22 protein-coding genes are annotated in these 25733 nt (G+C 70.3%); 11 read left to right on the forward strand and 11 right to left on the reverse strand.

Translation table 11 applies throughout. From position 1 onward, the window contains the following. Positions 1–35: 35 nt before the first annotated feature. Together E5671_RS32135 and E5671_RS32140 are read right to left on the reverse strand one after the other, a co-directional pair. Positions 36–1202, reverse strand: a complete 1167-nt coding sequence (locus E5671_RS32135) for a PQQ-dependent sugar dehydrogenase (RefSeq protein WP_336605898.1) — start codon at positions 1200–1202, stop codon at positions 36–38. A 93-nt stretch (positions 1203–1295) separates the two neighbouring features. Next, positions 1296–2288: an aldo/keto reductase gene (locus E5671_RS32140; protein WP_160507371.1), complete on the reverse strand. Its 993-nt coding sequence runs from the start codon at positions 2286–2288 to the stop codon at positions 1296–1298. Between the two features lie 97 nt (positions 2289–2385). Here E5671_RS32140 and E5671_RS32145 point away from each other — a divergent pair, with 97 nt between their 5' ends. From E5671_RS32145 to serA, 6 genes are all read left to right on the forward strand, one after another. Then, positions 2386–3336, forward strand: a complete 951-nt coding sequence (locus E5671_RS32145; protein WP_202121341.1) for a 2-hydroxyacid dehydrogenase — start codon at positions 2386–2388, stop codon at positions 3334–3336. A gap of 448 nt (positions 3337–3784) precedes the next feature. Next, positions 3785–6664 carry a putative bifunctional diguanylate cyclase/phosphodiesterase gene (locus E5671_RS32150; RefSeq protein WP_237330798.1) on the forward strand — a complete coding sequence of 960 codons (2880 nt, stop codon included), beginning with the start codon at positions 3785–3787 and terminating at the stop codon, positions 6662–6664. Between the two features lie 232 nt (positions 6665–6896). Continuing rightward, a complete protein-coding gene (locus tag E5671_RS32155) occupies positions 6897–8747 on the forward strand; it encodes an acetolactate synthase large subunit (protein WP_160507373.1) in 1851 nt (616 codons plus the stop codon). Between the two features lie 29 nt (positions 8748–8776). Continuing rightward, positions 8777–9304 carry an acetolactate synthase small subunit gene (gene ilvN, locus E5671_RS32160; protein ID WP_160507374.1) on the forward strand — a complete coding sequence of 176 codons (528 nt, stop codon included), beginning with the start codon at positions 8777–8779 and terminating at the stop codon, positions 9302–9304. A 110-nt stretch (positions 9305–9414) separates the two neighbouring features. After that, positions 9415–10413 (forward strand): ketol-acid reductoisomerase, encoded by a 999-nt coding sequence (gene ilvC / locus E5671_RS32165; RefSeq protein ID WP_160507375.1) that lies wholly within the window; start codon positions 9415–9417, stop codon positions 10411–10413. A gap of 230 nt (positions 10414–10643) precedes the next feature. Beyond that, entirely contained in the window at positions 10644–12248 is a 1605-nt protein-coding gene (gene serA / locus E5671_RS32170; protein WP_160507376.1) for a phosphoglycerate dehydrogenase, read from the forward strand. 52 nt (positions 12249–12300) lie between these two features. Here serA and E5671_RS32175 read toward each other — a convergent pair whose 3' ends face one another. Then, entirely contained in the window at positions 12301–13866 is a 1566-nt protein-coding gene (locus E5671_RS32175; protein ID WP_160507377.1) for an MFS transporter, read from the reverse strand. A 97-nt stretch (positions 13867–13963) separates the two neighbouring features. On the opposite strand from E5671_RS32175, the gene E5671_RS32180 reads away from it, so the two are divergent. Further along, positions 13964–14548, forward strand: a complete 585-nt coding sequence (locus E5671_RS32180; protein ID WP_160507378.1) for a TetR/AcrR family transcriptional regulator — start codon at positions 13964–13966, stop codon at positions 14546–14548. A 78-nt stretch (positions 14549–14626) separates the two neighbouring features. Here the strand turns inward: E5671_RS32180 and E5671_RS32185 are convergent, their stop codons facing one another. Further along, complete coding sequence (locus tag E5671_RS32185; protein ID WP_160507379.1) at positions 14627–15007, reverse strand: hypothetical protein; 381 nt, start codon at positions 15005–15007, stop codon at positions 14627–14629. Positions 15008–15100: 93 nt separating this feature from the next. Next, positions 15101–16267: a PucR family transcriptional regulator gene (locus tag E5671_RS32190; RefSeq protein WP_160507380.1), complete on the reverse strand. Its 1167-nt coding sequence runs from the start codon at positions 16265–16267 to the stop codon at positions 15101–15103. A gap of 179 nt (positions 16268–16446) precedes the next feature. Between E5671_RS32190 and E5671_RS32195 the strand changes: the two genes are divergently transcribed. Next, on the forward strand, positions 16447–17373 hold the full coding sequence (locus tag E5671_RS32195) for a proline dehydrogenase family protein (RefSeq protein WP_160507381.1): 927 nt from the start codon (positions 16447–16449) through the stop codon (positions 17371–17373). Between the two features lie 40 nt (positions 17374–17413). Next, positions 17414–19045 (forward strand): L-glutamate gamma-semialdehyde dehydrogenase, encoded by a 1632-nt coding sequence (gene pruA / locus E5671_RS32200; RefSeq protein WP_160507382.1) that lies wholly within the window; start codon positions 17414–17416, stop codon positions 19043–19045. Positions 19046–19129: 84 nt separating this feature from the next. Here the strand turns inward: pruA and E5671_RS32205 are convergent, their stop codons facing one another. Both E5671_RS32205 and E5671_RS32210 read right to left on the reverse strand, forming a co-directional pair. Then, a complete protein-coding gene (locus E5671_RS32205) occupies positions 19130–20020 on the reverse strand; it encodes an alpha/beta fold hydrolase (RefSeq protein ID WP_160507383.1) in 891 nt (296 codons plus the stop codon). A 114-nt stretch (positions 20021–20134) separates the two neighbouring features. After that, positions 20135–20500: a MerR family transcriptional regulator gene (locus E5671_RS32210; protein ID WP_160507384.1), complete on the reverse strand. Its 366-nt coding sequence runs from the start codon at positions 20498–20500 to the stop codon at positions 20135–20137. Between the two features lie 74 nt (positions 20501–20574). On the opposite strand from E5671_RS32210, the gene E5671_RS32215 reads away from it, so the two are divergent. After that, the gene (locus E5671_RS32215; RefSeq protein ID WP_160507385.1) at positions 20575–21693 is read left to right on the forward strand and encodes an alkene reductase; all 1119 of its coding nucleotides are present in this window, start codon (positions 20575–20577) and stop codon (positions 21691–21693) included. Here the strand turns inward: E5671_RS32215 and E5671_RS32220 are convergent. The 4 genes from E5671_RS32220 to E5671_RS32235 are packed head-to-tail and all read right to left on the reverse strand — an operon-like array spanning position 21672 to position 25099. After that, a complete protein-coding gene (locus E5671_RS32220; RefSeq protein ID WP_160507386.1) occupies positions 21672–22379 on the reverse strand; it encodes a nitroreductase family protein in 708 nt (235 codons plus the stop codon). The genes E5671_RS32215 and E5671_RS32220 overlap by 22 nt on opposite strands. Before the next feature lie 19 nt (positions 22380–22398). Beyond that, on the reverse strand, positions 22399–23598 hold the full coding sequence (locus E5671_RS32225) for a 1-acyl-sn-glycerol-3-phosphate acyltransferase (RefSeq protein WP_160510547.1): 1200 nt from the start codon (positions 23596–23598) through the stop codon (positions 22399–22401). A gap of 44 nt (positions 23599–23642) precedes the next feature. Beyond that, positions 23643–24506, reverse strand: coding sequence for a phosphatidate cytidylyltransferase (locus tag E5671_RS46500; protein WP_160507387.1), 864 nt, complete (start codon positions 24504–24506; stop codon positions 23643–23645). After that, positions 24503–25099 (reverse strand): CDP-alcohol phosphatidyltransferase family protein, encoded by a 597-nt coding sequence (locus tag E5671_RS32235; protein WP_160507388.1) that lies wholly within the window; start codon positions 25097–25099, stop codon positions 24503–24505. Before E5671_RS32235 ends, E5671_RS46500 begins: the two co-directional genes overlap by 4 nt. On the opposite strand from E5671_RS32235, the gene E5671_RS32240 reads away from it, so the two are divergent. After that, positions 25098–25709 carry a GNAT family N-acetyltransferase gene (locus E5671_RS32240; protein WP_160507389.1) on the forward strand — a complete coding sequence of 204 codons (612 nt, stop codon included), beginning with the start codon at positions 25098–25100 and terminating at the stop codon, positions 25707–25709. The two genes, E5671_RS32235 and E5671_RS32240, sit on opposite strands and share 2 nt — an antisense overlap. The last annotated feature ends 24 nt before the right edge of the window (positions 25710–25733 follow it).

The raw sequence follows: 25733 nt of genomic DNA on the forward strand, positions 1-25733 counted from the left end.
CAGCGAGCCCGAGCCCGGACGCCGGTAGGAGCCCCCTACTTCACCGTCACCTCGAGAATCCTGTCGTCCCCCTCCTCCGGGGTGCCCCGGGAATCGGTCTCGTTCGTCACCAGCCACAGCTTGTCCCCGCCCGCGGCGACCACTGTGCGCAGGCGTCCGTGCTCCTCCTTCAAGAAGGACTGGGGCTCCACGGTGCCCTCCACTCCGCGGACCGGGATGCGCCAGAGGCGCTCGCCGCGCAGGCCCGCCATCCAGACGGAGCCCTCGGCGTAGGCGATGCCGCTGGGGGAGGCCTCCGAGGTCTTCCACTGGGCCACCGGGTCCCGGAAGCCCTCCTTGCCGCCCTTGCCCTCCACCTCGGGCCAGCCGTAGTTGTCGCCTGCCTTGATCTCGTTCAGCTCGTCCCAGGTGTCCTGGCCGAACTCCGCCGCCCAGAGCCGCTTCTCCTCGTCCCAGGCCAGGCCCTGCACATTGCGGTGGCCGTACGAATAGACAGGGGAGTCGCCGAATGGGTTGCCGGGGGCCGGATCGCCGTCCGCGGTCAGGCGCAGGATCTTGCCGCCCAGTGACTTCTTGTCCTGGGCCAGACCGGTGTCACCTGTCTCGCCCGTGCCCGCGTACAGCATCTTGTCCGGGCCGAAGGCGATCCGGCCGCCGTTGTGGACCACGCCCTTGGGGATGCCCTTGAAGACCGTGTCGGGCGCGCCCAGCTGCTGGCCGGAGGGCTTCTTCTCGTCGTACAGCATGCGGGCGATGCGGTTGTCCGACTCGGTGGTGAAGTACGCGTAGACCATGTGGTCCGATGCGTACGAAGGAGAGAGCGCCAGGCCCATCAGGCCGCCCTCTCCGGCGGGGGAGACGCCGGGGACCGGGCCCAGTTCGGTCTTCTTTCCCGTCTTCCCGTCGACGCGGGTGATGGTCCCCTCGTCGCGTGAGGACACCAGCAGGTCCCCACCCGGGAGCGGCGCGAGGCCCCACGGCGACTTCAGGTCCTCGGTGAGTGTCTTGGTGACCGACGCCGATCCCTCTTTTGGCGGGGCGTCGCCGGCGCGCGGTTTTCCCGTGGGTGTCCCGTCCGACTTCGCGGGGCTCGACTCGGCGCTCTTTCCATTGTCCGGCGCGTCTGAGCCCCCGGACGAGCAACCGGCCGTGAGCACAAGGGCGGCGGCAGCCAATGCGGCTGTGACAGCAGGTCGTTGCACGATCAGGTTCCCTTCGACGCAGCGCTTCTACTGTTCATACACCGCTCGGTCCCCACAGGTTCCCAACCCCGCTTCACGGACCCGCGGGCGTCGTCATTCCCAGGATCCCATCGCCGAAGGCAGCGCCGCGATCTCCGCCAGGTCCGCCCCGGTCAGCCGTATCGACGCCGCCCCCGCGTTCTGCACCGCCCAGCGCTCCCGCTTGGCCCCGGGGATCGGCACCACATCGCGGCCCTGCGCGAGCACCCAGGCGAGCGCCACCTGCGCCGGGGTCGCCCCGTGCCGCTCGGCCACCCGGCGCAGGCCCACCACCAGCGGCTGGTTGGCCGCCATCATCTCGGCGGTGAAACGGGGATGCCGGGCCCGCACGTCGTCCGGCTCGAAGCCCTGCCCCGGCGTCAGCGTCCCCGTGAGGAAACCGTTCCCCAGCGGCATCGCCGCCAGGAAGCCGACCCCGCGCGCCGCACACCACGGCAGCAGCGTCTCCAGCGCCTCGCGCGACCACACCGAGAGCTCGGCCTCCACCGCGCTGACCGGGAAGACCTGCTGGACCCGCTCCAGCTGCCGGATCGTCCCCTCGTGCAGCCCTCTGCCCTCGCGCCGCGATGCACGGGCCCCCACCGCGCACAGCCCGAGCGCCCGCACCTTCCCCGCGGCGACGAGCTCGGCCATCGCGCCCCACGTCTCCTCGACGGGCACCTCGGGATCGGCGCGGTGCAGCTGGTACAGGTCGATCGTCTCGGTCTGCAGCCGCCGCAGCGACGCGTCGCAGGCCCGCTTCACATAGCCGGGGCGGCCGTTGGCGACGATGTGCTGCTCACCCACCAGGAGCCCGCACTTGGTGGACACGAAGGCCTCGGCCCGCCGCTCCTTCAGCGCCCGCCCCACAAGGAGCTCGTTGGTGAACGGCCCGTACATGTCCGCCGTGTCCAGCAGGGTCGAGCCCTGGTCGAGCGCGGCGTGCACGGTGCGCAGCGACTCCTCGCCCCGCTGCCGTGAGCCGGTGTACGCCCAGCTCATCGGCATGCAGCCGAGCCCGACCGCACCCACCCCGAGCGCTGCCGCGCCGATCGTCCTGCGGTCCACCTGGCCGTGCCCTCCCACCTCATGTCCGAGCGGCCCCCAACGTAACCTCTGGCTCCGCCTGCGCGGCGTGCGGCCTCCGCGCATTAGCCTCCTGACCATGACGACCGATGTGTGGCTCCCCTATGCCGCGGACGAGATCGAAGGCCTGCCCGGAGCAGCCGAAGCCGGGCTCAACTACCGCTTCTGGGACGGCGGCCCGGACTTCCCCGCGGACCCGGCCGACTGCGTGTTCTACGCCGTGCCCTATATGAAGGGTGCGGAGACCTCCGTACGGCCGCTGCCCGAGATGACATCCGTACGCGCCGTACAGACACTCACCGCGGGCATCGACCACGTCGAGGCCGGGCTCAAGTTCCTCGCGCCCGGCGTGCAGTTGTGCAATGCCAAGGGGGTGCACGAGGCCAGCACGGCCGAGCTGACGCTCGCCCTGATCCTCGCGTCACTGCGCGGCATCCCCCGATTCGTGGAGGGGCAGCGGCAGGAGGACTGGCGGTCCGGGTTCTATCCGGCGCTCGCCGACAAGTCCGTGCTGATCGTGGGGTACGGATCGATCGGATCGGCCATCGAGGACCGGCTCGCCCCCTTCGAGTGCGCGCGGGTGGCGCGCGTCGCGCGCTCTGCCCGTGCCACGGAGCGCGGCCCCGTGCACCAGCTCGCCGAACTGCCGGCGCTGCTGCCCGAGGCCGACGTGGTCATCCTCTCCACGCCCCTCACCGACGCCTCTCGTGGCCTGGTGAGCGGCGATTTCCTGGCCCGCATGAAGGACGGCGCCCTGCTCGTGAACGTCGCGCGCGGCCCCGTCGTCGACACCAAGGCGCTCCTGGCCGAACTGGAGAGCGGCCGGATCACCGCCGCCCTCGATGTCACCGACCCGGAACCGCTGCCCGCAGGTCACCCCCTGTGGCAGGCTCCTGGAGTGCTCATCAGCCCCCACGTGGGCGGATCGTCCTCCGCCTTCCTGCCCCGCGCCAAGCGCCTGCTCGCCGCGCAGCTGACCCGTCACGTCGCCGGGGAACCCCTCGACAACGTCGTCCTGACAACCGAGTAGCGCACCGGCCCGGCCAACCCACTGTCACTCAGGGACCGTTCGAGCACACTCCGCACCTGGTTGTGTGCGCCCCGTGTTCACAACTCCGTCGACAGTCACGGAGCGTAGAGAAGCTATGTCGCTGAGTGACGAGACTGGTGTATCGTCCCGACAGGGGATGCGCCGTGGACAGTTCGTCGGCGCCGGGGACGAGACATCAGACGCGAGGGGGGCGACGGGCGATGTACGGCCAATGGGCGAACCATCCGACGCGGCGAGGCCGCCGGCGACGACTCTCACGCGCACCGGCTCACAGCCGGACGCGCGACGGCTTCGCACCCGACGTCCCGGGGCCGATCAGTCACGGGAGGCGGACGGACACAGGCGCGGCATGGATCAGGGCGGCGCGGTGAGCACCCGTCCGTCACCCGCCACCGCCCTGGAGGGCAGCGGAGGTCTGACGGCGTCGATGCCGCCCGGCGCTCCCCTGACCCGGCGCCCCGGCTCCGGCGGCGGCGCGGGCCTGGTCTCGCAGATCGCGCTCCTCGTGGTCTGCGGCGGGTATGCCACCGGCGCCGCTTTCGGCTGGGGATCGACCCGGGCCGCCCTGATCATGGGTGACTTCGGTCTGAGTCTCGCGGCGGCGGCCGCCGCGGTCTCCTGTTTCCGCTACTCACGCACCCGCCGAAGCCGCTTTCGACCCGCATGGCTGCTGTTCGCGCTCTCCTCCGCGATGGCGGCCCTGGGCAACGGCGTATGGGGCTGGTACGAGGTCGTGCTCGAGCAGCCGGTGCCAAGTCCCGGCCTCGCCGACCTGTTCTTCCTCTGCTTCGCGCCGCCCGCCATCATCGGCCTGCTCGTGCTCGCCAAGCGCCCGGTGACCAAGGCCGGTTGGGTCTGCCTGGCGCTCGACGCCTGGCTCATCGGCGGCTCACTGCTCACACTCTCCTGGAGCCTGGCGCTCGCGCACACGGCACAGTTCGAGGGCCAGAGCGTCGCGCACGCCGCTCTCTCGCTCGCCTATCCGCTCCTCGACATCGCGCTGGTCAGCATGGTCCTCGCGCTGCACTTCAGACGGTCCTCCGCGAACCGTACGGCGGTGAACACGGCGATCGGCGCCCTCGCGCTGACCGTCATGTGCGACGCGATGTTCACCTCGCCCCTGCTGCACGCCAGTTACCGCTCGGGGCAGATGCTGGACGCGGGCTGGTTCGCCGGCTCACTGCTCCTCGCGTACGCACCCTGGGCGGCGCCCTGGCACCGGCACGGGGACGACGCGCAGCAGCACGCGCGCGTGCGGCACGACGAGGCCCCCAGGGACGCACGGGCCACCGCCACCCGGCCGATCGCCGGGTCGCTCGCCGCGCTGACGCCCTATCTCGCCGCCGCTGTCTGCACGTTGGGCATTCTCTACAACGTGCTCAGTGGCCGCAGCGTCGACGAAGTCGTGCTCTTCACCGCGGGCACGGTCGTCCTCGCCCTCGTCGTGCGCCAGGGCATCATGCTCCTGGACAACATCACCCTCACCCAGGAACTGGCCCAGAAGGAGAACCACTTCCGCTCCCTGGTGCAGGGTTCGAGCGACGTCATCATGATCGCCGCTCCGAACGGCATACTCCACTACGTCAGCCCGGCCGCCTCAGGGGTCTACGGCCGCGACGCCGAGGAGCTCGTCGGCTCCGAACTGGCCTCGCTCATGCACCCCGAGGACCTGGGCCGTGTCGTCCACGAAGTGCGCAGATTCCTCACCGCGAACCCCGTCGAAGAACCCACGACCCGTATCGAGTGCCGCTTCAAGTCCGGTGACGGCGACTGGCTGAACGTGGAGTCCACGGTCAACCGCCACCAGGGCGGTCTCATCTTCAACAGCCGCGACGTCACCGAACGGGTGCGTCTCCAGGCGCAGTTGCAGCACAACGCCGAGCACGACCCGCTCACCGACCTGCCCAACCGCGCCCTGTTCACCCGCCGGGTCGGTCAGGCCCTCACCGGCCGCAGGGTCACCGACCGGGGCACGGCCGTGCTCTTCATCGACCTGGACGGCTTCAAGGCGGTCAACGACACCATCGGCCATCAAGCGGGGGACGAGCTCCTCATCCAGGCGGCCCGCCGCCTTCAGGAGGCCGTCAGGTCCGGGGACTGCGCGGCCCGGCTTGGCGGCGACGAATTCGCCGCGCTCATCGTGGGTGACGGCACCCGCGACCAGGCCGCGCGCGAGCAGCACATCTACGAACTCGCCGACCGTCTCAGAATCACCCTCTCCCAGCCCTACGCGATCGACGGCAACGACGTGCGCGTGGCGGCGTCCATCGGCGTGGCCTTCGCCGAACCAGGCATAGGAGCGGGCGAGTTGCTGCGCAACGCCGACCTCGCGATGTACCGCGCCAAGGCCGCGGGCAAGGGCCGCGTCGAGCTGTACGCCCCCCAGATGCAGGCCGACGTCGTACGCAAGGCGGAGCTGGCGACGCGGCTGCGCACCGCCCTGCACGACGGCGAGTTCGCGCTGCTCCACCAGCCGGTGGTCTCCCTGGACGACGGACGCATCACCTCGGTCGCCGCCCAGGCGCGCTGGCGCTCGGCGCAGGGCATCCTCTTCACGCCCGCCGAGTTCCTGCGCGTGGCCGACAGCTCGGACGCGCAGGAGGGCGCCCGCACCGCCGAGCTCGGCCGCTGGATGATCGAGGAAGCCGTCCAGCAGGCCGCCGAGCGCGGGCGTACGGGCCATGCGACGCCCGTCGCCGTCCGCATCAGCGCGCGGCGCCTCCTGGACCGCTCCATGCCGCTGGGCTCCATCGAGGCGCTCCTCACCCGGTACGGCCTGCCCTCCGGGGCGCTCATCATCGAGCTCGCCGACAGCGACCCCCGGGTGTCCCTGGACGACCTGGAGCGCCGTCTCACCTCCCTGCGCAGACTCGGCGTACGCATCGCCCTTGACGGCTTCGGGAGCGGCTATGCCGCCATCACCGCACTGCGGCGGCTCCCCGTCGACGTACTGAAACTGGACCGCAGTCTCATCGAGGGCGTCGTCGAGTCCGCGCGGCTGCACAAGATCACCTCTGGTCTGCTGCGCATCGCCACCGATCTGGGGCTGCTCTCGGTGGCCGACGGCGTCGACCTTCCGGAGCAGGTCATCGCCCTGCGCGCGATGGGCTGTACGCACGGCCAGGGCATGGCGTTCTCCGGACCCCTCGACGAGTACCGCCTGCGCCGTGCGCTGTCGCTCGGGCAGTATCCGGTGCCGCACGGGCCCGCGGAGCCGGTGCTCGCGGGCGGCCCGCCAGTGGCGTACGGAGGAGGTGTCGAGTCCTTCGCCCGCTCACATAATGAGACCCCCATCCCACCTACTTGACAGGCACTGTGCGCCGGGGAGAGGGTCAGTGCCATGCGCACCCGAATTCTCGTACTTGGAAAGCGCGTCGGCTGAAGCTGGGACTCACCGGTCCGAACACCGGAATCCCGCACCCGCTCCGACGCGCTCCCCTCGCTTGCCTCACGGCACGAGGGGTTTTTTGTTGCACCGGCACCCGCCAAATCCCCGCAAACACCCCGCAAAAACCCTCAGCTTCGAGAAGAGAATGCCGATGACCGAGCAGGCCACCGGGGCCCACCATCCGCAGCCGCGGCCCCGATCCTCAGGACAGCAGTCCGCCCCCGTCGAGCACGTCACGGGTGCGCAGTCCCTCATTCGTTCTCTCGAGGAAGTCGGGGCCGACACGGTATTCGGCATTCCCGGCGGCGCCATCCTTCCCGCGTACGACCCGATGATGGACTCCACCCGCGTCCGTCACGTCCTGGTCCGTCACGAGCAGGGCGCAGGCCACGCCGCCACCGGTTACGCGCAGGCCACCGGCAAGGTCGGGGTGTGCATGGCGACGAGCGGCCCCGGTGCCACCAACCTCGTCACGCCGATCGCCGACGCCCACATGGACTCCGTGCCCATGGTCGCGATCACCGGCCAGGTGGCCTCCAAGGCGATCGGTACGGACGCCTTCCAGGAGGCGGACATCGTCGGCATCACCATGCCGATCACCAAGCACAACTTCCTGGTCACCAAGGCGGAGGACATCCCGGCGACGATCGCGGAAGCCTTCCACATCGCCTCCACGGGCCGTCCAGGGCCCGTCCTGGTCGACATCGCCAAGGACGCACTCCAGGCGCAGACCACCTTCCAGTGGCCGCCGACCCAGGACCTGCCCGGCTACCGCCCGGTGACCAAGCCGCACGCCAAGCAGATCCGCGAGGCCGCCAAGCTGATCACCTCCGCCAAGCGGCCCGTCCTCTACGTGGGCGGCGGCGTTCTGAAGGCCCAGGCCACCGCCGAGCTGAAGGTCCTCGCGGAACTCACCGGAGCGCCCGTCACCACCACACTGATGGCGCTCGGCGCATTCCCCGACAGCCACAAGCTGCACGTGGGAATGCCGGGCATGCACGGAGCGGTCACCGCCGTCACCGCGCTGCAGAAGGCCGACCTGATCGTCGCCCTCGGAGCCCGCTTCGACGACCGCGTCACCGGCAAGCTGGACAGCTTCGCGCCCTTCGCGAAGATCGTCCACGCCGACATCGACCCGGCCGAGATCGGCAAGAACCGCGCCGCCGACGTGCCGATCGTCGGAGACGCCCGCGAGGTCATCGCCGACCTGATCCAGGCGGTCCAGGCCGAGCACACCGCGGGCCAGCAGGGTGACTACACCGCTTGGTGGAAGGACCTCAACCGCTGGCGCGACACCTACCCCCTGGGCTACGACCAGCCCGAGGACGGCTCGCTCTCCCCGCAGCAGGTCATCGAGCGCGTCGGCAAGCTCGCCCCCGAGGACACGATCTTCGCGGCGGGCGTCGGCCAGCACCAGATGTGGGCCGCCCACTTCATCGACTACGAGAAGCCCGCCACCTGGCTCAACTCCGGCGGCGCCGGAACGATGGGGTACGCGGTCCCGGCCGCGATGGGCGCCAAGGCAGGTCAGCCCGACCGCACGGTCTGGGCGATCGACGGCGACGGCTGCTTCCAGATGACCAATCAGGAACTGACCACCTGCGCCCTGAACAACATCCCGATCAAGGTCGCCATCATCAACAACGGCGCCCTCGGCATGGTCCGCCAGTGGCAGACGCTGTTCTACAACCAGCGTTACTCCAACACCGTGCTGCACGCGGGCCCGGAGGGCGACACTCCGCCCAACAAGGGCACCCGCGTCCCGGACTTCGTGAAGCTGTCGGAGGCGATGGGCTGCGTGGCACTGCGCTGCGAGCGCCCCGAGGACCTCGACAAGGTCATCGCCGAGGCCAACGCCATCAACGACCGCCCCGTCGTGGTCGACTTCATCGTCCACGAGGACGCCCAGGTCTGGCCGATGGTCGCAGCGGGCACCTCGAACGACGAGGTCATGGCCGCCCGCGGGGTCCGCCCCGACTTCGGCGACAACGAAGACGACTGAGACCGAGAGCGAAAGAGAGACCACGAGTCATGTCCACCAAGCACACGCTCTCCGTCCTGGTCGAGAACAAGCCCGGTGTCCTCGCCCGGATCACCGCCCTGTTCTCGCGCCGCGGCTTCAACATCGACTCCCTCGCCGTGGGCGTCACCGAGCACCCCGACATCTCACGCATCACCATCGTCGTGAACGTCGAGGATCTGCCGCTCGAACAGGTCACCAAGCAGCTCAACAAGCTCGTCAACGTCCTGAAGATCGTCGAACTGGAGCCGGCCGGCGCGGTGGCGCGTGAACTGGTTCTGGCCAAGGTCCGCGCCGACAACGAGACGCGCTCGCAGATCGTCGAGATCGTCCAGCTGTTCCGCGCCAAGACCGTGGACGTCTCGCCCGAGGCGGTCACCATCGAGGCCACCGGATCCAGCGACAAGCTGGAGGCGATGCTCAAGATGCTGGAGCCCTTCGGCATCAAGGAGCTAGTCCAGTCCGGCACCATCGCGATCGGCCGCGGCTCGCGCTCCATCACGGACCGCAGCCTGCGCGCGCTCGACCGCTCGGCCTGAACCGGCCTGAACGCGTCACCGGTCCCGCCCGTATGGCGAGACCTGAAAACTTTCTTCCCCCCGCCCGCCGTACGGTGGGTCGCAACACCAGCACACATAGGAGATTTCCAGTGGCCGAGCTGTTCTACGACGACGACGCCGACCTGTCCATCATCCAGGGCCGCAAGGTCGCGGTCATCGGATACGGCAGCCAGGGCCACGCCCACGCGCTGTCGCTCCGTGACTCGGGTGTCGACGTCCGCGTCGGTCTGCACGAGGGCTCCAAGTCCAAGGCCAAGGCCGAGGAGCAGGGCCTGCGCGTGGTGACTCCCTCGGAGGCCGCCGCCGAGGCCGACGTCATCATGATCCTGGTGCCGGACCCGATCCAGGCCCAGGTCTACGAGGAGTCCATCAAGGACAACCTCAAGGACGGCGACGCGCTGTTCTTCGGCCACGGCCTGAACATCCGCTTCGGCTTCATCAAGGCCCCCGAGGGCGTCGACGTCTGCATGGTCGCCCCGAAGGGCCCGGGCCACCTCGTCCGCCGTCAGTACGAGGAGGGCCGCGGCGTTCCGTGTATCGCGGCCGTCGAGCAGGACGCGACCGGCAACGGCTTCGCGCTGGCTCTCTCGTACGCCAAGGGCATCGGCGGCACGCGTGCGGGCGTCATCAAGACGACCTTCACCGAGGAGACCGAGACCGACCTGTTCGGTGAGCAGGCCGTGCTCTGCGGTGGCACCGCGGCGCTGGTCAAGGCGGGCTTCGAGACGCTGACCGAGGCCGGCTACCAGCCGGAGATCGCGTACTTCGAGTGCCTCCACGAGCTGAAGCTCATCGTCGACCTCATGTACGAGGGCGGCCTGGAGAAGATGCGCTGGTCGATCTCCGAGACCGCCGAGTGGGGCGACTACGTCACCGGACCGCGCATCATCACGGACGCCACCAAGGCCGAGATGAAGAAGGTCCTCACCGAGATCCAGGACGGCACGTTCGCCAAGAACTGGATGGACGAGTACCACGGCGGTCTGAAGAAGTACAACGAGTACAAGACCCAGGACGAGAACCACCTCCTGGAGACCACCGGCAAGGAGCTCCGCAAGCTGATGTCTTGGGTCAACGAAGAGGCCTGAGGCATTCCGGAAGCGCCGGAGGGAGTGATCTCCCTCCGGCGTTGTCCACCTCGTCCAGCCACGGACGAGTGATCCTTCCGCGGAGGCGTAAGACACCCGTCAAGACGCCACTACACTGCTTTCAACAAACGCGTCAGGCCCACAGCGTCGTGCGTCTTCCACGCGGCTAGCACCCTCCACCGCATGCGGCCGTCGGGACGGCCGTCCGCATTGGACTTGTGAGGACTCACGTGAGCACTGCTGCCAACGGCAAACCGGTCGTACTCATCGCTGAAGAGCTGTCGCCCGCCACTGTCGACGCCTTGGGCCCGGACTTCGAGATCCGTCAGTGCAACGGCGCGGACCGCGCCGAGCTGCTGCCCGCCATCGCCGAGGTCGACGCGATTCTGGTCCGCTCCGCGACCAAGGTCGACGCCGAGGCCATCGCGGCCGCCAAGAAGCTGAAGGTCGTCGCCCGCGCGGGCGTCGGTCTGGACAACGTGGACGTGTCGGCCGCCACCAAGGCCGGCGTGATGGTGGTGAACGCCCCCACCTCGAACATCGTCACCGCCGCCGAGCTCGCCTGTGGCCTGCTCATCGCCACCGCCCGCAACATCCCCCAGGGCAGCCAGGCCCTCAAGGCCGGTGAGTGGAAGCGCTCGAAGTACACCGGCGTCGAGCTCGCCGAGAAGACCCTCGGTGTCGTGGGCCTCGGCCGCATCGGCGCCCTGGTCGCCCAGCGCATGAGCGCCTTCGGCATGAAGGTCGTCGCGTACGACCCGTACGTACAGCCCGCGCGTGCCGCGCAGATGGGCGTCAAGGTCCTCACGCTCGACGAGCTGCTCGAGGTCTCGGACTTCATCACCGTGCACCTGCCCAAGACCCCCGAGACGGTCGGTCTGATCGGCGACGAGGCCCTGCACAAGGTCAAGCCCGCCGTCCGCATCGTGAACGCCGCGCGCGGCGGGATCGTCGACGAGGAGGCGCTGTACTCGGCGCTCAAGGAAGGCCGCGTCGCGGGCGCCGGTCTGGACGTGTACGCGAAGGAGCCCTGCACGGACTCCCCGCTCTTCCAGTTCGACCAGGTCGTCTGCACGCCGCACCTCGGTGCCTCGACGGACGAGGCGCAGGAGAAGGCCGGTATCGCCGTCGCCAAGTCGGTGCGCCTCGCCCTCGCAGGCGAGCTGGTCCCGGACGCCGTGAACGTCCAGGGCGGCGTCATCGCCGAGGACGTGCGTCCCGGTCTGCCGCTCGCCGAGAAGCTCGGCCGGATCTTCACCGCCCTCGCGAGCGAGGTGGCGGCCCGCCTCGACGTCGAGGTGTACGGCGAGATCACGCAGCACGACGTGAAGGTGCTCGAACTGTCCGCGCTCAAGGGCGTGTTCGAGGACGTCGTCGACGAGACCGTGAGTTACGTGAACGCGCCTCTCTTCGCCCAGGAGCGTGGCGTCGAGGTCCGCCTCACCACGAGCTCGGAGTCCCCGGACCACCGCAACGTCGTGACGGTGCGCGGCACGCTGACCGGCGGCGAGGAGATCTCGGTCTCCGGCACGCTGGCCGGCCCCAAGCACCTGCAGAAGATCGTCGCCATCGGCGGGTACGACGTGGACCTGGCGCTCGCCGAGCACATGGTCGTCCTCCGTTACGCGGACCGTCCCGGTGTCGTCGGCACCGTCGGCCGTGTCCTCGGCGAGGCGGGCATCAACATCGGCGGCATGCAGGTCGCTCGCGCTGACGTCGGCGGGGAGGCGCTCGCCGTCCTCACGGTGGATGACACTGTGCCGCAGGCGGTGCTCAACGAGCTGGCCGAGGAGATCGGTGCGGAGTCCGCTCGCGCGGTGAACCTCACGGACTAGTCGCCCCGCGGCTTCGGCTGCCGGTTCGTCACCGGCTGCGCCGAGTTCGTCCTCAAACGCCGGACGGGCTGGAGATACGCTCCAGCTCCTCCGGCGTTTGCTTTGCGGGCTCAGACCGCCGCAGTGTCACCGACGCCAGTACCGCCGACGCGACCAGCAGCGTCGCCCCCGCGAGCGCAGCAACATGCATGCCGCTGGTGAACGCCTCCCGTGCGGCGGCGGTCAGCGCGGAAGCGGCCTTGTCCGGCATGTGCTGTGCCACCGCGAGCGCGCCGCCGAGTGTCTCGTGGGCCTCTGCCGGGGCCGCGTCCGGGATCTCGCCCCGGTAGACCGCGTTGCCGATGGAGCCGAGCAGCGCCATGCCGAGCGCGCCGCCGAACTCCTGGCCCGTCTCCAGGAGCGAGGAAGCCGAGCCCGCCTTCTCCGCCGGGGCCGAACCGAGGGCGAGGTCGGTGAGCTGTGAGCCGACGACCACGGCGCCGCAGGCGAGGAGCCCGGCGGCGGTGAGCACCGTCCACATCGAGTCCGTGCCGGTCAGGGTCAGCAGGCCGTACCCGCACGCCGAGATGACGAAGCCGGCCGAGACGACGTGGGCGCGGTTCATCCCCTTCTGGACCAGGGCGGTGGCGACCGGGGCGGCGAAGCCGATGAGTACGGAGGGGAGCAGCGCCCACAGCGCGGCCTCCAAGGCGCTCTTGCCGAGGACCGACTGCAGATACTGCGTGGTGAAGTAGGCCGAGCCCATCATCGCGAGCGTGGAGATGAGGTTCAGGAGGACCGCGGGGGCGAAGCCGCGGCCGCGGAACAGCGCGGGGGAGATCAGCGGGGAATCCGTGGTGCGCTGGCGGTGGACGAAGAGGGCGGCGAAGACGAGACCGACGGCGAGCGAAGCCACGTACGTGGTCTCCAGGCCCTCGGCGGCGATCTCCTTGATGCCGTAGACGACGGGCAGCACGGCGGCCATGGACAGCGGCACGCTCAGCAGGTCGAAGCGGCCCGGCGCCGGGTCCTTGAACTCCGGGATGAGGACCGGCGCGAGGACCAGGAGCATCACCATCGCGGGCAGGTTGACCAGGAAGACCGAGCCCCACCAGAAGTACTCGACGAGGATGCCGCTCATCACCGAGCCGAGCGCGATCCCGGCGACCATCACGCCGGACCAGATGCCGATCGCCTTCGCGCGCTGTCCGGCGTCGCGGAACATCGTGCGTACGAGGGCCATCGTGGACGGCATCAGGGTCGCGCCGCCGATGCCGAGGACCGCGCGGGCGGCGATGAGCAGCTCGGCGCTGTTGGCGTAGGCGGCGGTCAGGGAGGCCACGCCGAAGGCCGCCGCGCCGAACATGAGCAGCTTGCGGCGGCCGATGCGGTCGCCGAGCGACCCCATCGTCATGAGCAGCCCCGCGAGCACGAACGCGTAGATGTCGAAGATCCACAGCTGCTGGGTGCCGCTCGGCTCCAGGTCGGCACTGACCGCGGGTACCGCGAAGTAGAGGACGGAGACGTCCATCGAGACCAGGAGCAGCGGCAGCATCAGGACGGCGAGAGCGGTCCACTCCTTGCGGCCCGCGCGCTCCGGGACCGCCGAGTTCGCTTGTTCGTGCGTCGATTTCGTCATGCCGAGGACTGTACGGACGTCCTATACGCTTGTCTAGTACGGGTGTGTAAGACGCACGTATGGGACGGGCGTATGGATCGGGAGTAGGCTGGCCCGCATGGGACACCGTGATGATCTGCTCGAAGGCGCCAAGCGCTGCCTGCTGGAGAAGGGCTTCGTGAGCACGACGGCCCGCGACATCGTGAAGGAGTCGGGGGCGAACCTGGCTTCGATCGGGTACCACTACGGCTCGAAGGACGCGCTGCTCGTGGAGGCCTTCGTCGCCCTCGTCGAGAAGGCCGGCGGCGGCTTCGACGAACCTCCCGCCGGGGAGAGCGGCGCGAAGGGCGGCTCGCTGGAGCGGTTCGAGCAGGTCTGGTCGAACATCCTGCGCGGGTTCCCCGAGTCCCGCTCCATCTGGATGCTGACCTTCGAGGTCATCACGCAGGGGGAGCGCCTCGCCGGAGTCCGTGACCTGCTGATCAAGGCGCAGCGGGAAGGGCGCAGCGGGCTCGCCGCGGTGTTCACCGGGATCGAGGAGAGCGTCATCCCGGACGACGTGGTGGAGAACGAAGGCCGTTTCTACGCGACGCTGCTCAACGGCCTGATGGTGCAGTGGCTCTTCGACCCGGAGTCGGCGACCACCGCCGAGCAGCTCACCGAGGGCATGCGGCGTGTGATGAGGCGGGCATCAGAGGCCTGAAACGCCGGTGGTGCGGGCGGCGTCGTGCCGCCCGCACCACCGTGGAGATGCGTGGAGATGCGTGGAGATGCCTTCAGATCAGGCGCCGATGCCCCACTTGAGGCACGCCTCGGGGACATAGCCCTTCACGTTCGTGCCGTTCGTGATGCCGTACTGCCACTTGGTGCTCGTCTTGCCGCACAGCGTGTACTTCTGCCCCGTGATCGACTTGCCGTCGTTGCAGAGGAAGCCCTTCTTGCCCTTGTTCCACTGACCCTTGGCGGTGGCGTTCACCTTCGCGTGGGTGCGCACCTTCACGGTCTGCTTGGCGGGAACGTTCGTGAGGCCGTTGAGGCAGCTGGGAGCCGCGGCGGCGGACACCGGCGCGGAGGGCGTCTGCGCCACGGCGGTGCCGCCGGTGAGGGTGGTGCCGACGAGGGCGGCAGCGGCGACGGCGGGTCCCAACAGCTTGAATTTCATTGGTTGTTCGTTCTCCCCTGTGGAGTTGCGTGAGTGGTCGGGGGAGACGCTATCCCGTCATGATCACGCCGGCCGCCTTCTGTAGCCGTGCCCTTACAGTCGTGACGCTTTCAGGACCATGTGCAGAAGGAGGCGGTCCTCGCCGTCGTCCAGGTCGAGGCCCGTGAGCTGCTCCACGCGCGAGAGGCGGTAGTAGAGCGTCTGGCGGTGGATCCCCAACTCCGCCGCCGTGCGCCCCGCTTGGCCCGCGCAGTCGAGGAACACCTCCGCGGTGCGGGCGAGTTCGCGATGGGCGGGGGAGAGCAGTGCGCGGGCCACCGGGTCCTCGGCGGCCTCGGCGGGCAGGGAGGTGAGCAGGCGGTAGGGGCCCACGTCCGCCCACTGGGCCACGGGGGCGAAGCGCGGTTCGGCGCGGGCCGCGCGGGCCGCCGTCGACGCCTCCCACCAGGCGGCGCCGAGCTCGTCGAGGCCGTGGCGGGCATTCGCGATCCCCGCCGCGGCGCCCTTCGCGGACTCCAGGAGCCGCATGGCCGCCGACACCGCCGGGGTGGGTACGTCGGGCGAACGCAGCCGGACCAGGATCGCTAGGCTCTGGCCCGCCGTGCCCCACGGGACCGTGCACAGGGCGGTCGCTCCCTGCACCGTACGGACCGAGGGGGCGGAGTCCGGGTCGGCGGAGGGCCAGGGGGCGAGGCAGACGACCGCGTGCAGGCCCTCGCCGCGCGGGCCGAGCGCCGTGCGCAGATCGGCCACGGCCATGTCCCGCTGCCAGCCACGCTCGGCGGTCAGTACGGCCCGGAACTCCCGGGTCAGGTCGGCGCCCGCCTGCACCTCGTCCGCGAGCAGCGCGCCGATGCGGGCCGCGACCTCCATGGCGGCGGTCAGCTGCGCCTCCGTGGGCCCGGGATCGTCGTCGAGCAGCCATACGTACCCCAGAGCGAACCCCCGATGCCGTACGGGAAGGCAGATCCGCCCGCGGTAGACGCCCGCCTCCGGAGTGGGCGGAATGCGGACCGGGGCCGTGGCGCGGGTGATCCCGAAGCTCTCGAACCAGGTGCGCACTCCGGCCGTGGAGCGGCGCGTGAGGATCGAGCGGGTGCGCACCGGGTCCAGGGCCGCCGCGTCGAAGTCGCTGTCGCCGCTGTCGTGCGCGCCGAAGGCGATCAGCTCGAAATCGCGGTTCTCCAGTGTCGCGGGGGCGCCGAGCAGGGCTGAGATCTCGTCGACCAGTTCCTGGTAATCGCCTTTCACGCTGTCCATTCTGACGTAGTTCGCCCCTGCCTTCAGACAGATGTCTGAGATCCAGGGCACGGATGCGTGACAGCTGTCGATGGCCCCGGATCGGAGGGATCCTTAAGTTTCACGGTGGTTCTCCGTGCCGTACCGGTTCGTTACGCATATCCAGGTACGGCCCCGTTCTACTCTCCGTGGAGGTGCCCGTGCTGGGTCCCGTGATCCTCGCCGCGTCGCGCAGCGACCAGATGCGCCGTTTCGTATCGGCGGCCCCGGGCACCAAGCAGGTCGTCGCCCGCTTCATCGCCGGTGAGACGGTCGACCAGGTCGTGCCGATCATCACGGACGCCGCCGACAAGGGCCTCGAGGTCACCCTCGACGTCGTCGGCGAGGACATCACCACGCCCGAGCAGGCCGCCACCGCACGCGACGCCTACCTGGACCTCGTCGAGCGCCTCAAGGACCTCGGCCTCGGCACGAAGGCCGAGATGTCCATCAAGCTCTCCATGTTCGGCCAGGCGCTCGAAGGCGGCCACGAGCTCGCCCTCGCCAACGTCCGCCCGGTCGTCCGCGCCGCCGCCGCGATCGGCACCACGGTCACCCTGGACGCCGAGGACCACACCACCCTCGACTCGATGTTCGCCATCCACGAGGAGCTGCGGAAGGACTTCCCGCAGACCGGCTGCGTCATCCAGTCCTACCTCTTCCGCACCGAGGACGACGCCCGCCGCCTGGCCGCAGCCGGCAGCCGCGTACGCATCGTGAAGGGCGCCTACAAGGAGCCCGCCGAGGTCGCGTACCAGGACAAGGCGGAGATCGACAAGGCGTACGTCCGCATCATGCGCATCCTGATGGAGGGCGACGGATACCCGATGATCGGGTCCCACGACCCGCGCCTGATCTCCATCGCACAGGAGCTCGCGCGGCGTGCGGGGCGCAAACTGGATGAGTACGAGTTCCAGATGCTGTACGGCATCCGCAGCGACGAGCACCTGCGGCTCGCGGCCGAGGGCCACCGGATGCGCGTCTACACCGCCTACGGCACCGACTGGTACGGATACTTCATGCGCCGCCTCGCGGAGAAGCCGGCCAACCTGCTCTTCTTCGCCCGCTCCATCCTCACCAAGGGCTGAGCTCCCTTCCCCCGACCCCCCTTAAGGAGATACGGAACTCATGGACGCTGTGACCCAGGTCCCCGCGCCGGTCAACGAGCCGGTGCACGGCTACGCACCCGGTTCGCCGGAGCGTGCCCGCCTCGAGACCAAGCTCAAGGAGCTCTCCGAGAACCCCATCGAGCTGCCGATGACCATCGGTGGCGTCAAGCGCCTCGGTGGCGGTGAGCCCTTCCAGGTCGTGCAGCCGCACAACCACAAGTCCGTCATCGGCAACGGCCGCGGCGCCACGCAGCAGGACGCCCAGGACGCGATCGACGCCGCGCTCGCCGCCGCCCCGGCTTGGCGCGCGATGGCCTTCGACGATCGCGCCGCGATCATCCTGCGCGCTGCCGAGCTGCTCTCCACGACGTGGCGCGAGACCATGGCCGCCTCCACGATGCTCGGCCAGTCGAAGACCGCCCAGCAGGCCGAGATCGACACTCCCTGTGAGCTGATCGACTTCTGGCGCTTCAACGTCAAGTACGCCCGTGACCTGCTCGCCGAGCAGCCCCCGGCGAACTCGACCGGCGTCTGGAACCGTCTGGACCACCGCCCGCTCGAGGGCTTCGTCTACGCGATCACGCCGTTCAACTTCACCGCGATCGCGGGCAACCTGCCGACCGCCCCGGCCCTCATGGGCAACGTGGTCGTGTGGAAGCCGTCCCCGACGCAGACGCACGCCGCCGTGCTGCTCATGCAGCTCCTGGAGGAGGCCGGTCTGCCCAAGGGCGTCATCAACCTGGTGACCGGTGACGGCAAGGCCGTCTCCGAGGTGGCCCTGACCCACCGCGACCTGGCGGGCATCCACTTCACCGGCTCGACCCCGACCTTCCAGCACCTGTGGAAGACGGTCGGCGAGAACATCGCCAACTACCGCACCTACCCGCGCCTGGTCGGCGAGACCGGCGGCAAGGACTTCGTCGTCGCGCACCCCAGCGCCGACCGCGCCGTCCTCAAGACGGCCCTGACCCGTGGCTCCTTCGAGTTCCAGGGCCAGAAGTGCTCCGCCTCGTCGCGTGCGTACGTCCCCGCCTCGATCTGGAACTCCGGCTTCAAGGAGGAGTTCGCGGCCGAGGTCGACGGCATCAAGATGGGCGACGTCACGGACCTCTCCAACTTCATCGGAGCGGTCATCGACGAGCGCGCGTTCGCCAAGAACAAGGCGGCCATCGACCGCGCCAAGGCGGACGACACCTGCACGATCGTCGCGGGCGGCACGTACGACGACTCGGTCGGCTACTTCGTCCGTCCGACCGTCGTCGAGTGCTCGGACCCGGCCAACGAGGTCTTCACGACCGAGTACTTCGGCCCGTTCCTGGCGATCCACGTCTACGAGGACGACAAGTACGAGGAGATGCTGACCCAGATGGAGTCGGCTTCGGACTACGCCCTGACGGGTTCGGTCATCTCCAACGACCGCGCCGCGGCCGCGTACACGATGGAGAAGCTCCGCTACGCGGCGGGCAACTTCTACATCAACGACAAGTCGACCGGCGCCGTCGTCGGCCAGCAGCCCTTCGGCGGCGGCCGCGCGTCCGGCACCAACGACAAGGCGGGCGCCCCGCAGAACCTGCAGCGCTGGACGCTGACCCGCGCCATCAAGGAGACGCTGGTCCCGCCGACGGACTACAACTACCCGCACATGGGCTAGTCCCTCCGGGGCCTTCGTGCCCCTCCCTGAACCCCGCCTCCGACCTGGGCCCCACCCCGGTCGGAGGCGGTGTTGTCTCCCGGTTCAGGGCAGGCGCCGGGTCAGGAAGTCGTCGATGAGCCCGCCGATCTGCGCGGCGTGCGTCTCCAGGGCGAAGTGCCCGGCGGGCAGCAAGTGGACTTCGGCCTCCGGCAGATCACGGAGGAAGGCGAGCGCGCCCTGCGGCACGAAGATCTGGTCGTGGGCGCCCCAGGCCGCGAGCAGCGGGACCTGTGAGGCGCGGAAGTACTCCTGGAAGTCGGGGTACAGGCCGATGTTGCTGCCGTAGTCGCCGATCAGGGAGAGCTGGATCCCGTCCTGGCCTTCGCGGGCCATCAGCGCGGCGTCGTGGTGCCAGGCGTCCGGGTTCAGCAGGCTCTGGTCAGGAACCCCGTGCGTGTACTGCCACTTGATGCCTTCCAGGGAGCGGATCTCCCGTACGGGCGCGGCGGTCTTCTCGTTCGGGTCGCCGATGTACGCGAAGACCGGTGCCCACGCCTCGGTGCCGAGGCCCTCCTCGTACGCGTTGCCGTTCTGCGTGACGATCGCGGTGACGCGCTCGGGGTGCGCGAGCGCGAGGCGCAGGCCGATGGGGGCGCCGTAGTCCTGGACGTAGAGCGCGAAGCGGGTCAGGCCCAGCTGCTCGGTGAACTCGGCGGTGATGTCGGCGAGTTCGGCAAAGGTGTACGTGAAGTCCTGCGCGGACGGGGCGGCGGAGCGGCCGAAGCCGATGTGGTCCGGGGCGATGACGCGGTAGCGGTGGGCGAGGCGCGGGATGAGGTCGCGGAACATGTGGGAGCTGGTGGGGAAGCCGTGCAGCAGGAGGAGGACCGGGGCGTCGGCGGGGCCCGCCTCGCGGTAGAAGATCTCGTGGCCGCGGACGGTGGTGGAGCGGTGGTGGGTGCGGTGGGTGCGGGCCTGCGGCGAGTTGCTCATCTCTAACCCCTCAAGTGCGTTTTGGTGGTTGCGATGAGGTGAGTAGAGCACGCGCATGCCTAACTGGTCAATGTGTGTTGAAGAGTTAGAGGGGTTGGGAAAGTCGGTGGGGGGTCAGCGGCTCGCGCCCGTCGCCGCCGTGATCACTTCGTTCAGGACCTCCCGCGCCCGCAGCAGGTCCGCCACCTGGCGGTCGATCCTGGCCCGCTCCTCGGTCAGCTCGTCCACCAGCCAAGGCGTCGCCGTCTCCGACGGGCCGCCGTCCTGGTCCCGCATGCATGGCAGCAACTGCACGATCTTCGCGCTGCACAGGCCCGCCGCGAACAGCTCCTGGATGTGGACGACCCGGTCCACCGCCGCCTCCGGGTAGTCGCGGTGGCCGCCCGCCGTGCGGTCCGCGTGCAGCAGGCCCTGCGTCTCGTAGTAGCGCAGGGACCGCTCGCTCACAGCGGTACGCTTCGCCAGCTCGCCGATCCTCATGTCACGCGTACCTCCGCACTTGACGTACCTCCGGACTTGAATCTGACACCGGTGTCAGCTTCTACCGTTCCGGCATGACGAACACATCGCTTCTCGCACCGTATTCCGCCGGCCCCATCGGGTACCTCCCGAACCGCATCGTGATGGCCCCCATGAGCCGCCACCGTGCCACCGATGACGGCACCCCGCTGCCCGTGGTCGCCGACCACTACGCCCAGCGCGCGAGCGCGGGCCTCATCGTCACCGAGGGCATCTGGCCCGCGAGCAGCGGCCAGAGCGACTGGCGGATCCCGGGTCTTGAGACCCCGGCCCACATCGCGGGTTGGCGCGCGGTGACCGAGGCGGTGCACGAGGACGGCGGCCGGATCTACGCGCAGCTCATGCACGGCGGCCGCAAGGGCCACCCCCTGGCGCGGATCGACGGTGATCTCCCCGCGGGACCGTCCGCCGTGCTCGTCCCGGGCCGTGTGCATGTGAGCGGCGGGCGCAAGGCCGATCCGGTCGTTCCGCGCGCCATGACCCGCGAAGAGATCCACGCCGCGGTGCGCGACCACGTGACCGCGGCGCGCAACGCCATCGCCGCGGGCTTCGACGGAGTCGAACTGCACGGCGCCAACAGCTACTTGATCCACCAGTTCCTCGCCGACAACACCAACTTCCGCGACGACGAATACGGCCGGAACTCGATAGCCGACCGCATCCGCTTCGCCGTCGAGGTCGTACGCGCCGTCGCCGACGCCATCGGCGCCGAACGGCTCGGCCTGCGCCTCTCACCGGGCAACCCGCAGTTCGAGATGGCGGAGGCGGACCCGGGCCCCGTCTACCGCGCCCTCCTGGACGAGCTCGACGGTCTCGGCCTCGCCTATCTCCACCTCACCGACAACGACAGCTACCCGGCCCTCACCGACCTGCGCCCCCACTGGCACGGCACCCTCATCGCCAACGTCGGCGAGAACGGCGACCCGACGACCCGCGAGGCGGGCGAGGCGGTCCTCGCGCAGGGCCTCGCGGACCTCGTCTCCTACGGGCGGGCCTTCATCTCCAACCCCGACCTGCCGGAGCGGTTCGCGGTGGGCGCGCCGCTCCAGGAGATCGACGCGGCGCACCTCTACACGCACGGGGCCGAGGGCTACACGGACTATCCGGCCCTCGACCGGGAGCTGGTGTCCGCTCAGACCTCCACAAGCACCTGATCAAGCGATTTCCGTACGAGATCGGGGACCTGGCAGTCCTGCGCCGGATAGCCCACGGGGATCACCGCGAACGCCTTCTCGTTCTCCGGGCGGCCGAGCACCTGCGAAAGGAACCGCATAGGGCTCGGCGTGTGGATCAGTGCGGCGAGGCCCGAAAGGTGCAGCGCGGACAGCAGCATCCCCACCGCGATGCCGACCGACTCGTCCACGTAGTAGTGCTTGTGCTTGGTGCCGTCCTCGCCCAGCCAGTACCGCTGCTGGAAGACGACGACGAGCGCGGGCGCGTCCGTCAGATGCGGCTTCACCTCGTCCGTGCCGAGCGGGCGCAGGGCGGCGAGCCACTCCTCGCCGAGGCGCCCGTCGTACGAGACGCGCTCCTCGTGCTCGGCGGCCTCACGGATGCGGCGGCGCACCTCCGGATCCTGGACGAGGACGAACGTCCACGGCTGCTGGTGCGCGCCGGACGGCGCCGTCGCCGCGCACGCGATGGCGTCCCGCACGACCTGCGGGGGCACGGGGTCCGGCGCGAACTGCCGCACCGTGCGCCGCTCCCGCATCCGCGTGCGCAACTCGGCTGCCTGCGCCAGGGATTCGGACTCGGGCATGCGCTCGGGGCGGTAGGGCACGGAGCGGTAGGGCTCGCCGTGGATGGGGGTCCAGGGCCGTTCTGCGGTCTCGTCAGCCATGCTCACGAGTGTGCCCCGGTCAGCTCCATCCCGTCACGATCAATGAGAGCCCGATCGTGAATCCGCCACCCAGGAGGGCCAGATACAGCCCGTAGAACCTGCGCAGGCGGTGTACGAGGAACCCGAAGCCCCCGAAGGCGAGGCCCACCGTGAGGGTGCGGGAGCCGCGGGAGAGTGCCGAGTGGGCCAGCCAGTCCTGCGGCGCGATGTCGGCGCGGCCCGCCTCGCGTGCGTACACCTTGAAGGGGATGCCGTTCCAGGGCTGGTGGCGTACGGCCGCCGCGCCTTCGGTGGCGAGTTCGGCGCGTACCTCCGCGCGCATCCGGTCCGTGGTCAGCGGGTGCGGCAACTGCACGCCGGAAGCGGCCAGTTGGAGGGCCAGGAGCCCACCCGCCAGGCTGCCCGCGAGCGCCGTGAGGGACAGCTTCAGGGCCCGGCGCGGCAGCGCCACGCAGGCGATCCCCAGGAACAGCTCCGGCATCAGGGGCCAGCTCAGGGCCTCCGCGAAGGCCCAGAGGAAGCCCGCCGCGAGGCCCCAGCGGGAACCGATGACAGCGGCGGTCCGCCTGCGCGCGACGGAGTCCTTGAGAGGCTCTCGCGCCGTACGCCGATGAAGTTCCGCCACCGCGTCCCGCGCGGTCTCCGGGGTGGTGTCCGGGGGCAGCGGGGCGCCGATGCGGACCCGTACCAGGGTGGGGCGGAGCTTGCCGTGCTTGGGCAGGAGGCGGGCCGTGCCGTCGATGGAGACCGGCACGATGGGTACGTCCGCCTGCCGGGCGAGGACCAGAGCGCCCTTGTGGAAGGCGCCCAGTTCGCCCGCCCGCGCGCGGGTTCCTTCGGGGAAGAGGGCCACGGCTCCGCCCGCGCGCAGGGCGTCCGCCCTGGACAGCAGGTCGTCCATGCCGCCTCCGGTACGGCGCACGGGGAACCCCGCGGCGAGGCGGCTGCAGATCCGCTTCCGCCAGGGGGAGGCGAACCAGTAGTCGGCGGCTGCGCCTATCGCCGGGGCGTGGCGGGCGTCCAGTGCCGCGAGCAGGGCGGCGGTGTCCGCGTGGGACGAGTGGTTCGCCACGACCACGCAGCCACCGGGCGGGAGCTGACCGCGCCGCTCGACACCTCCGGTGAGGGTGAGCAGGGTCCACCAGAGGGCACGGCGCAGACGGGCCGCGCCCCGCTTCGGGCGCCGTCGGTCACCGGCTCCGCCGAGTTCGTCCTCAATCGCCGGACGGGCTCGATGTGCCGAGCCGGCCCTCGTACGCACCCTCACAGCGTCACCACCATCGTCAGAAGCAGAGCGACCAGCAGCGAATCGATCCGGTCGAGCAGCCCGCCGAACCCCGGCAGCCAGCTGCCCGCGTCCTTCACACCCGCCTCGCGCTTGACCATCGACTCCAGGAGATCCCCGAGTACGCAGCCGACGAGTACCGCGGCCCACAGCACCAGGGAGAACGCGCCGACCGCGGCCAGCGCGGCGGCGGTCGCGGCGGCGGCGCCCATGACCCCCGCCCAGGTCTTGTTGGGGGAGAGGGGCGAAAGGGGCCGGGACAGGAGCCCCCTGCGGCCGAGGGCCGTGCCCCCGCACCACGCCCCCACGTCCCCGAACGCCACCGCGACGCCCACCGCGACGGCGGTGTCGCCGAGCAGCACGAGCCCGCTCAGCGAGACGGGAATCCAGAGCAGCCCGAACACGGTCCGGCTCGCCCGCGTGAAGCCCTGCGCGGAGTCCCCGGAGAAGAGGGCCACCCCGGCGGCGGCGACGAGCAGCACACCGGCCGCCCGCAGATCAAGGGCGGCGGGCACGCCCCAAGCAATCCCAGGCACCGCTACAGCGGACACCGCGAGCACGGCCCGCTCTCCCCGGGGCAGCCCCGTCATCCGCGCGTACTCACCCACGGCGACCACTCCGAGCCCCGCCGCGAGCGCGAACGCCCCCGCCCGGCCAAGGAAGAACGCCCCGAGGAAGAGCGGCGCGGCCAGCGCCCAGGTCCGCCACCGCTTACGCAGCTCGCCCCGCATCCGCACCCGGGAGGGCAACGCGGCGACGGCCACTCCACCCACACCGAGCACCCCGGCAACCACGGGCAGGGCCCGCCCGGCGACCTCACCGACGACGACCGCGGCGCTCATCGTCGGCCCTCCGGGTGAGCCTGGCCCAACTCCCGCCACAGTCGCGCGAGTCGAACCCCCACCGTGAGTGCCGAGCCCGCGGCGATCACCACGAGTACCGGGACGGCCCACCCGGAAGCCGCCGCCAGGACCACCAGGGCGCAGCGCTCCGTCTTGCCGACCGGGCCCCCGTTCAGGCGGGGCGCGCCCGCTGCCGTGCCCGCGAGCGACACCCAGGAAGGGAGCGTCGCCGCGAGGCCCGCCGTCGCCACCAGCCACAGCGGGGCCAAGGTCAGGAAGCCCGCCAGCATGGCCAGGTCGGCCGCCCGGTCACCCAGTTCGTTCAGGAGCGCCCCGCGGCGCGTCGTGCGGCCCGTGTCGCGGGCCAGCGCGCCGTCGAGGTTCGCGAAAGCGAGGCGTGCCGCGAGCAGCACGGCCACCGGGAGCGCCGCGAGCGGCACCGGCAGCCAGGCGAGTGCCGACGCCGCGCCCGCCGCGCAGAGCACACCCGCCACGGTGAGGGTGTCGGGCGACACCTCGCGGCGGGCGAGCGCGCCGCGTACGCCGGACAACCGGTCCGCGTACCAGGGCTTGAGAGCGTAAAGGCCGTTCATGGCACCGACTCTGCCGCCACCCGGCCCCCGGCAAATCGGCGTGCGTACTCAGATATGGCCTGAGTACGGTGGAAGGGTGACCACGTTGCGTACGGCCCATACCTGCGATCTCGACCCCACCGAACTCCGCGCCGCCCGCGCCCTGATGGACGAGGCCTTCGACGGGGACTTCACCGACGCGGACTGGGATCACGGACTCGGTGGCGTCCACGCCCTCGTGTGCGACGACTCCGGGCTCCTCCTCGCGCACGGGTCGGTGGTCCAGCGCCGGATCCTGCACAACGGCCGTTCGCTGCGCGCCGGTTACGTCGAAGCGGTCGCAGTCCGCCCGGACCGGCAGCGGCAGGGCCTGGGCGGGCAGGTGATGGGCGCCCTGGAGCGGGTGATCGACCGGGCGTACGTCCTGGGCGCGCTGTCGGCCTCCGACGAGGGGCAGCGGCTCTACCTCGCGCGCGGCTGGCGGGAGTGGAAGGGCTCGGTCGGCACCCTCGGCCCGGAGGGCGTGATCCACATGCCGGACGAGGAGCCCCCGCTTCTGTGGGGCGCCGGCGCCGACCTCGACCCGGTGCACGAACTGCTCATCGACTGGCGCGACGGGGACGTCTTCTAGCCACCCGACGCCGCCCGCACGATG

This window comes from Streptomyces sp. BA2, assembly GCF_009769735.1.
Classification (GTDB): Bacteria; Actinomycetota; Actinomycetes; order Streptomycetales; family Streptomycetaceae; genus Streptomyces.

Bases quoted from the DNA above. Each gene is read 5' to 3' on its own strand.
- E5671_RS32180 (WP_160507378.1), top strand. From the start codon at position 13,964: ATGGGACACCGTGATGATCTGCTCGAAGGCGCCAAGCGCTGCCTGCTG.
- E5671_RS32150 (WP_237330798.1), top strand. From the start codon at position 3,785: ATGCCGCCCGGCGCTCCCCTGACCCGGCGCCCCGGCTCCGGCGGCGGC.
- E5671_RS46500 (WP_160507387.1), bottom strand. From the start codon at position 24,506: ATGAGCGCCGCGGTCGTCGTCGGTGAGGTCGCCGGGCGGGCCCTGCCC.
- E5671_RS32175 (WP_160507377.1), bottom strand. From the start codon at position 13,866: ATGACGAAATCGACGCACGAACAAGCGAACTCGGCGGTCCCGGAGCGC.
- E5671_RS32185 (WP_160507379.1), bottom strand. From the start codon at position 15,007: ATGAAATTCAAGCTGTTGGGACCCGCCGTCGCCGCTGCCGCCCTCGTC.
- E5671_RS32205 (WP_160507383.1), bottom strand. From the start codon at position 20,020: ATGAGCAACTCGCCGCAGGCCCGCACCCACCGCACCCACCACCGCTCC.
- E5671_RS32145 (WP_202121341.1), top strand. From the start codon at position 2,386: ATGACGACCGATGTGTGGCTCCCCTATGCCGCGGACGAGATCGAAGGC.
- E5671_RS32210 (WP_160507384.1), bottom strand. From the start codon at position 20,500: ATGAGGATCGGCGAGCTGGCGAAGCGTACCGCTGTGAGCGAGCGGTCC.
- E5671_RS32235 (WP_160507388.1), bottom strand. From the start codon at position 25,099: ATGAACGGCCTTTACGCTCTCAAGCCCTGGTACGCGGACCGGTTGTCC.
- E5671_RS32240 (WP_160507389.1), top strand. From the start codon at position 25,098: ATGGCACCGACTCTGCCGCCACCCGGCCCCCGGCAAATCGGCGTGCGT.
- ilvN (WP_160507374.1), top strand. From the start codon at position 8,777: ATGTCCACCAAGCACACGCTCTCCGTCCTGGTCGAGAACAAGCCCGGT.
- E5671_RS32215 (WP_160507385.1), top strand. From the start codon at position 20,575: ATGACGAACACATCGCTTCTCGCACCGTATTCCGCCGGCCCCATCGGG.
- E5671_RS32190 (WP_160507380.1), bottom strand. From the start codon at position 16,267: ATGGACAGCGTGAAAGGCGATTACCAGGAACTGGTCGACGAGATCTCA.
- E5671_RS32155 (WP_160507373.1), top strand. From the start codon at position 6,897: ATGACCGAGCAGGCCACCGGGGCCCACCATCCGCAGCCGCGGCCCCGA.
- E5671_RS32220 (WP_160507386.1), bottom strand. From the start codon at position 22,379: ATGGCTGACGAGACCGCAGAACGGCCCTGGACCCCCATCCACGGCGAG.
- pruA (WP_160507382.1), top strand. From the start codon at position 17,414: ATGGACGCTGTGACCCAGGTCCCCGCGCCGGTCAACGAGCCGGTGCAC.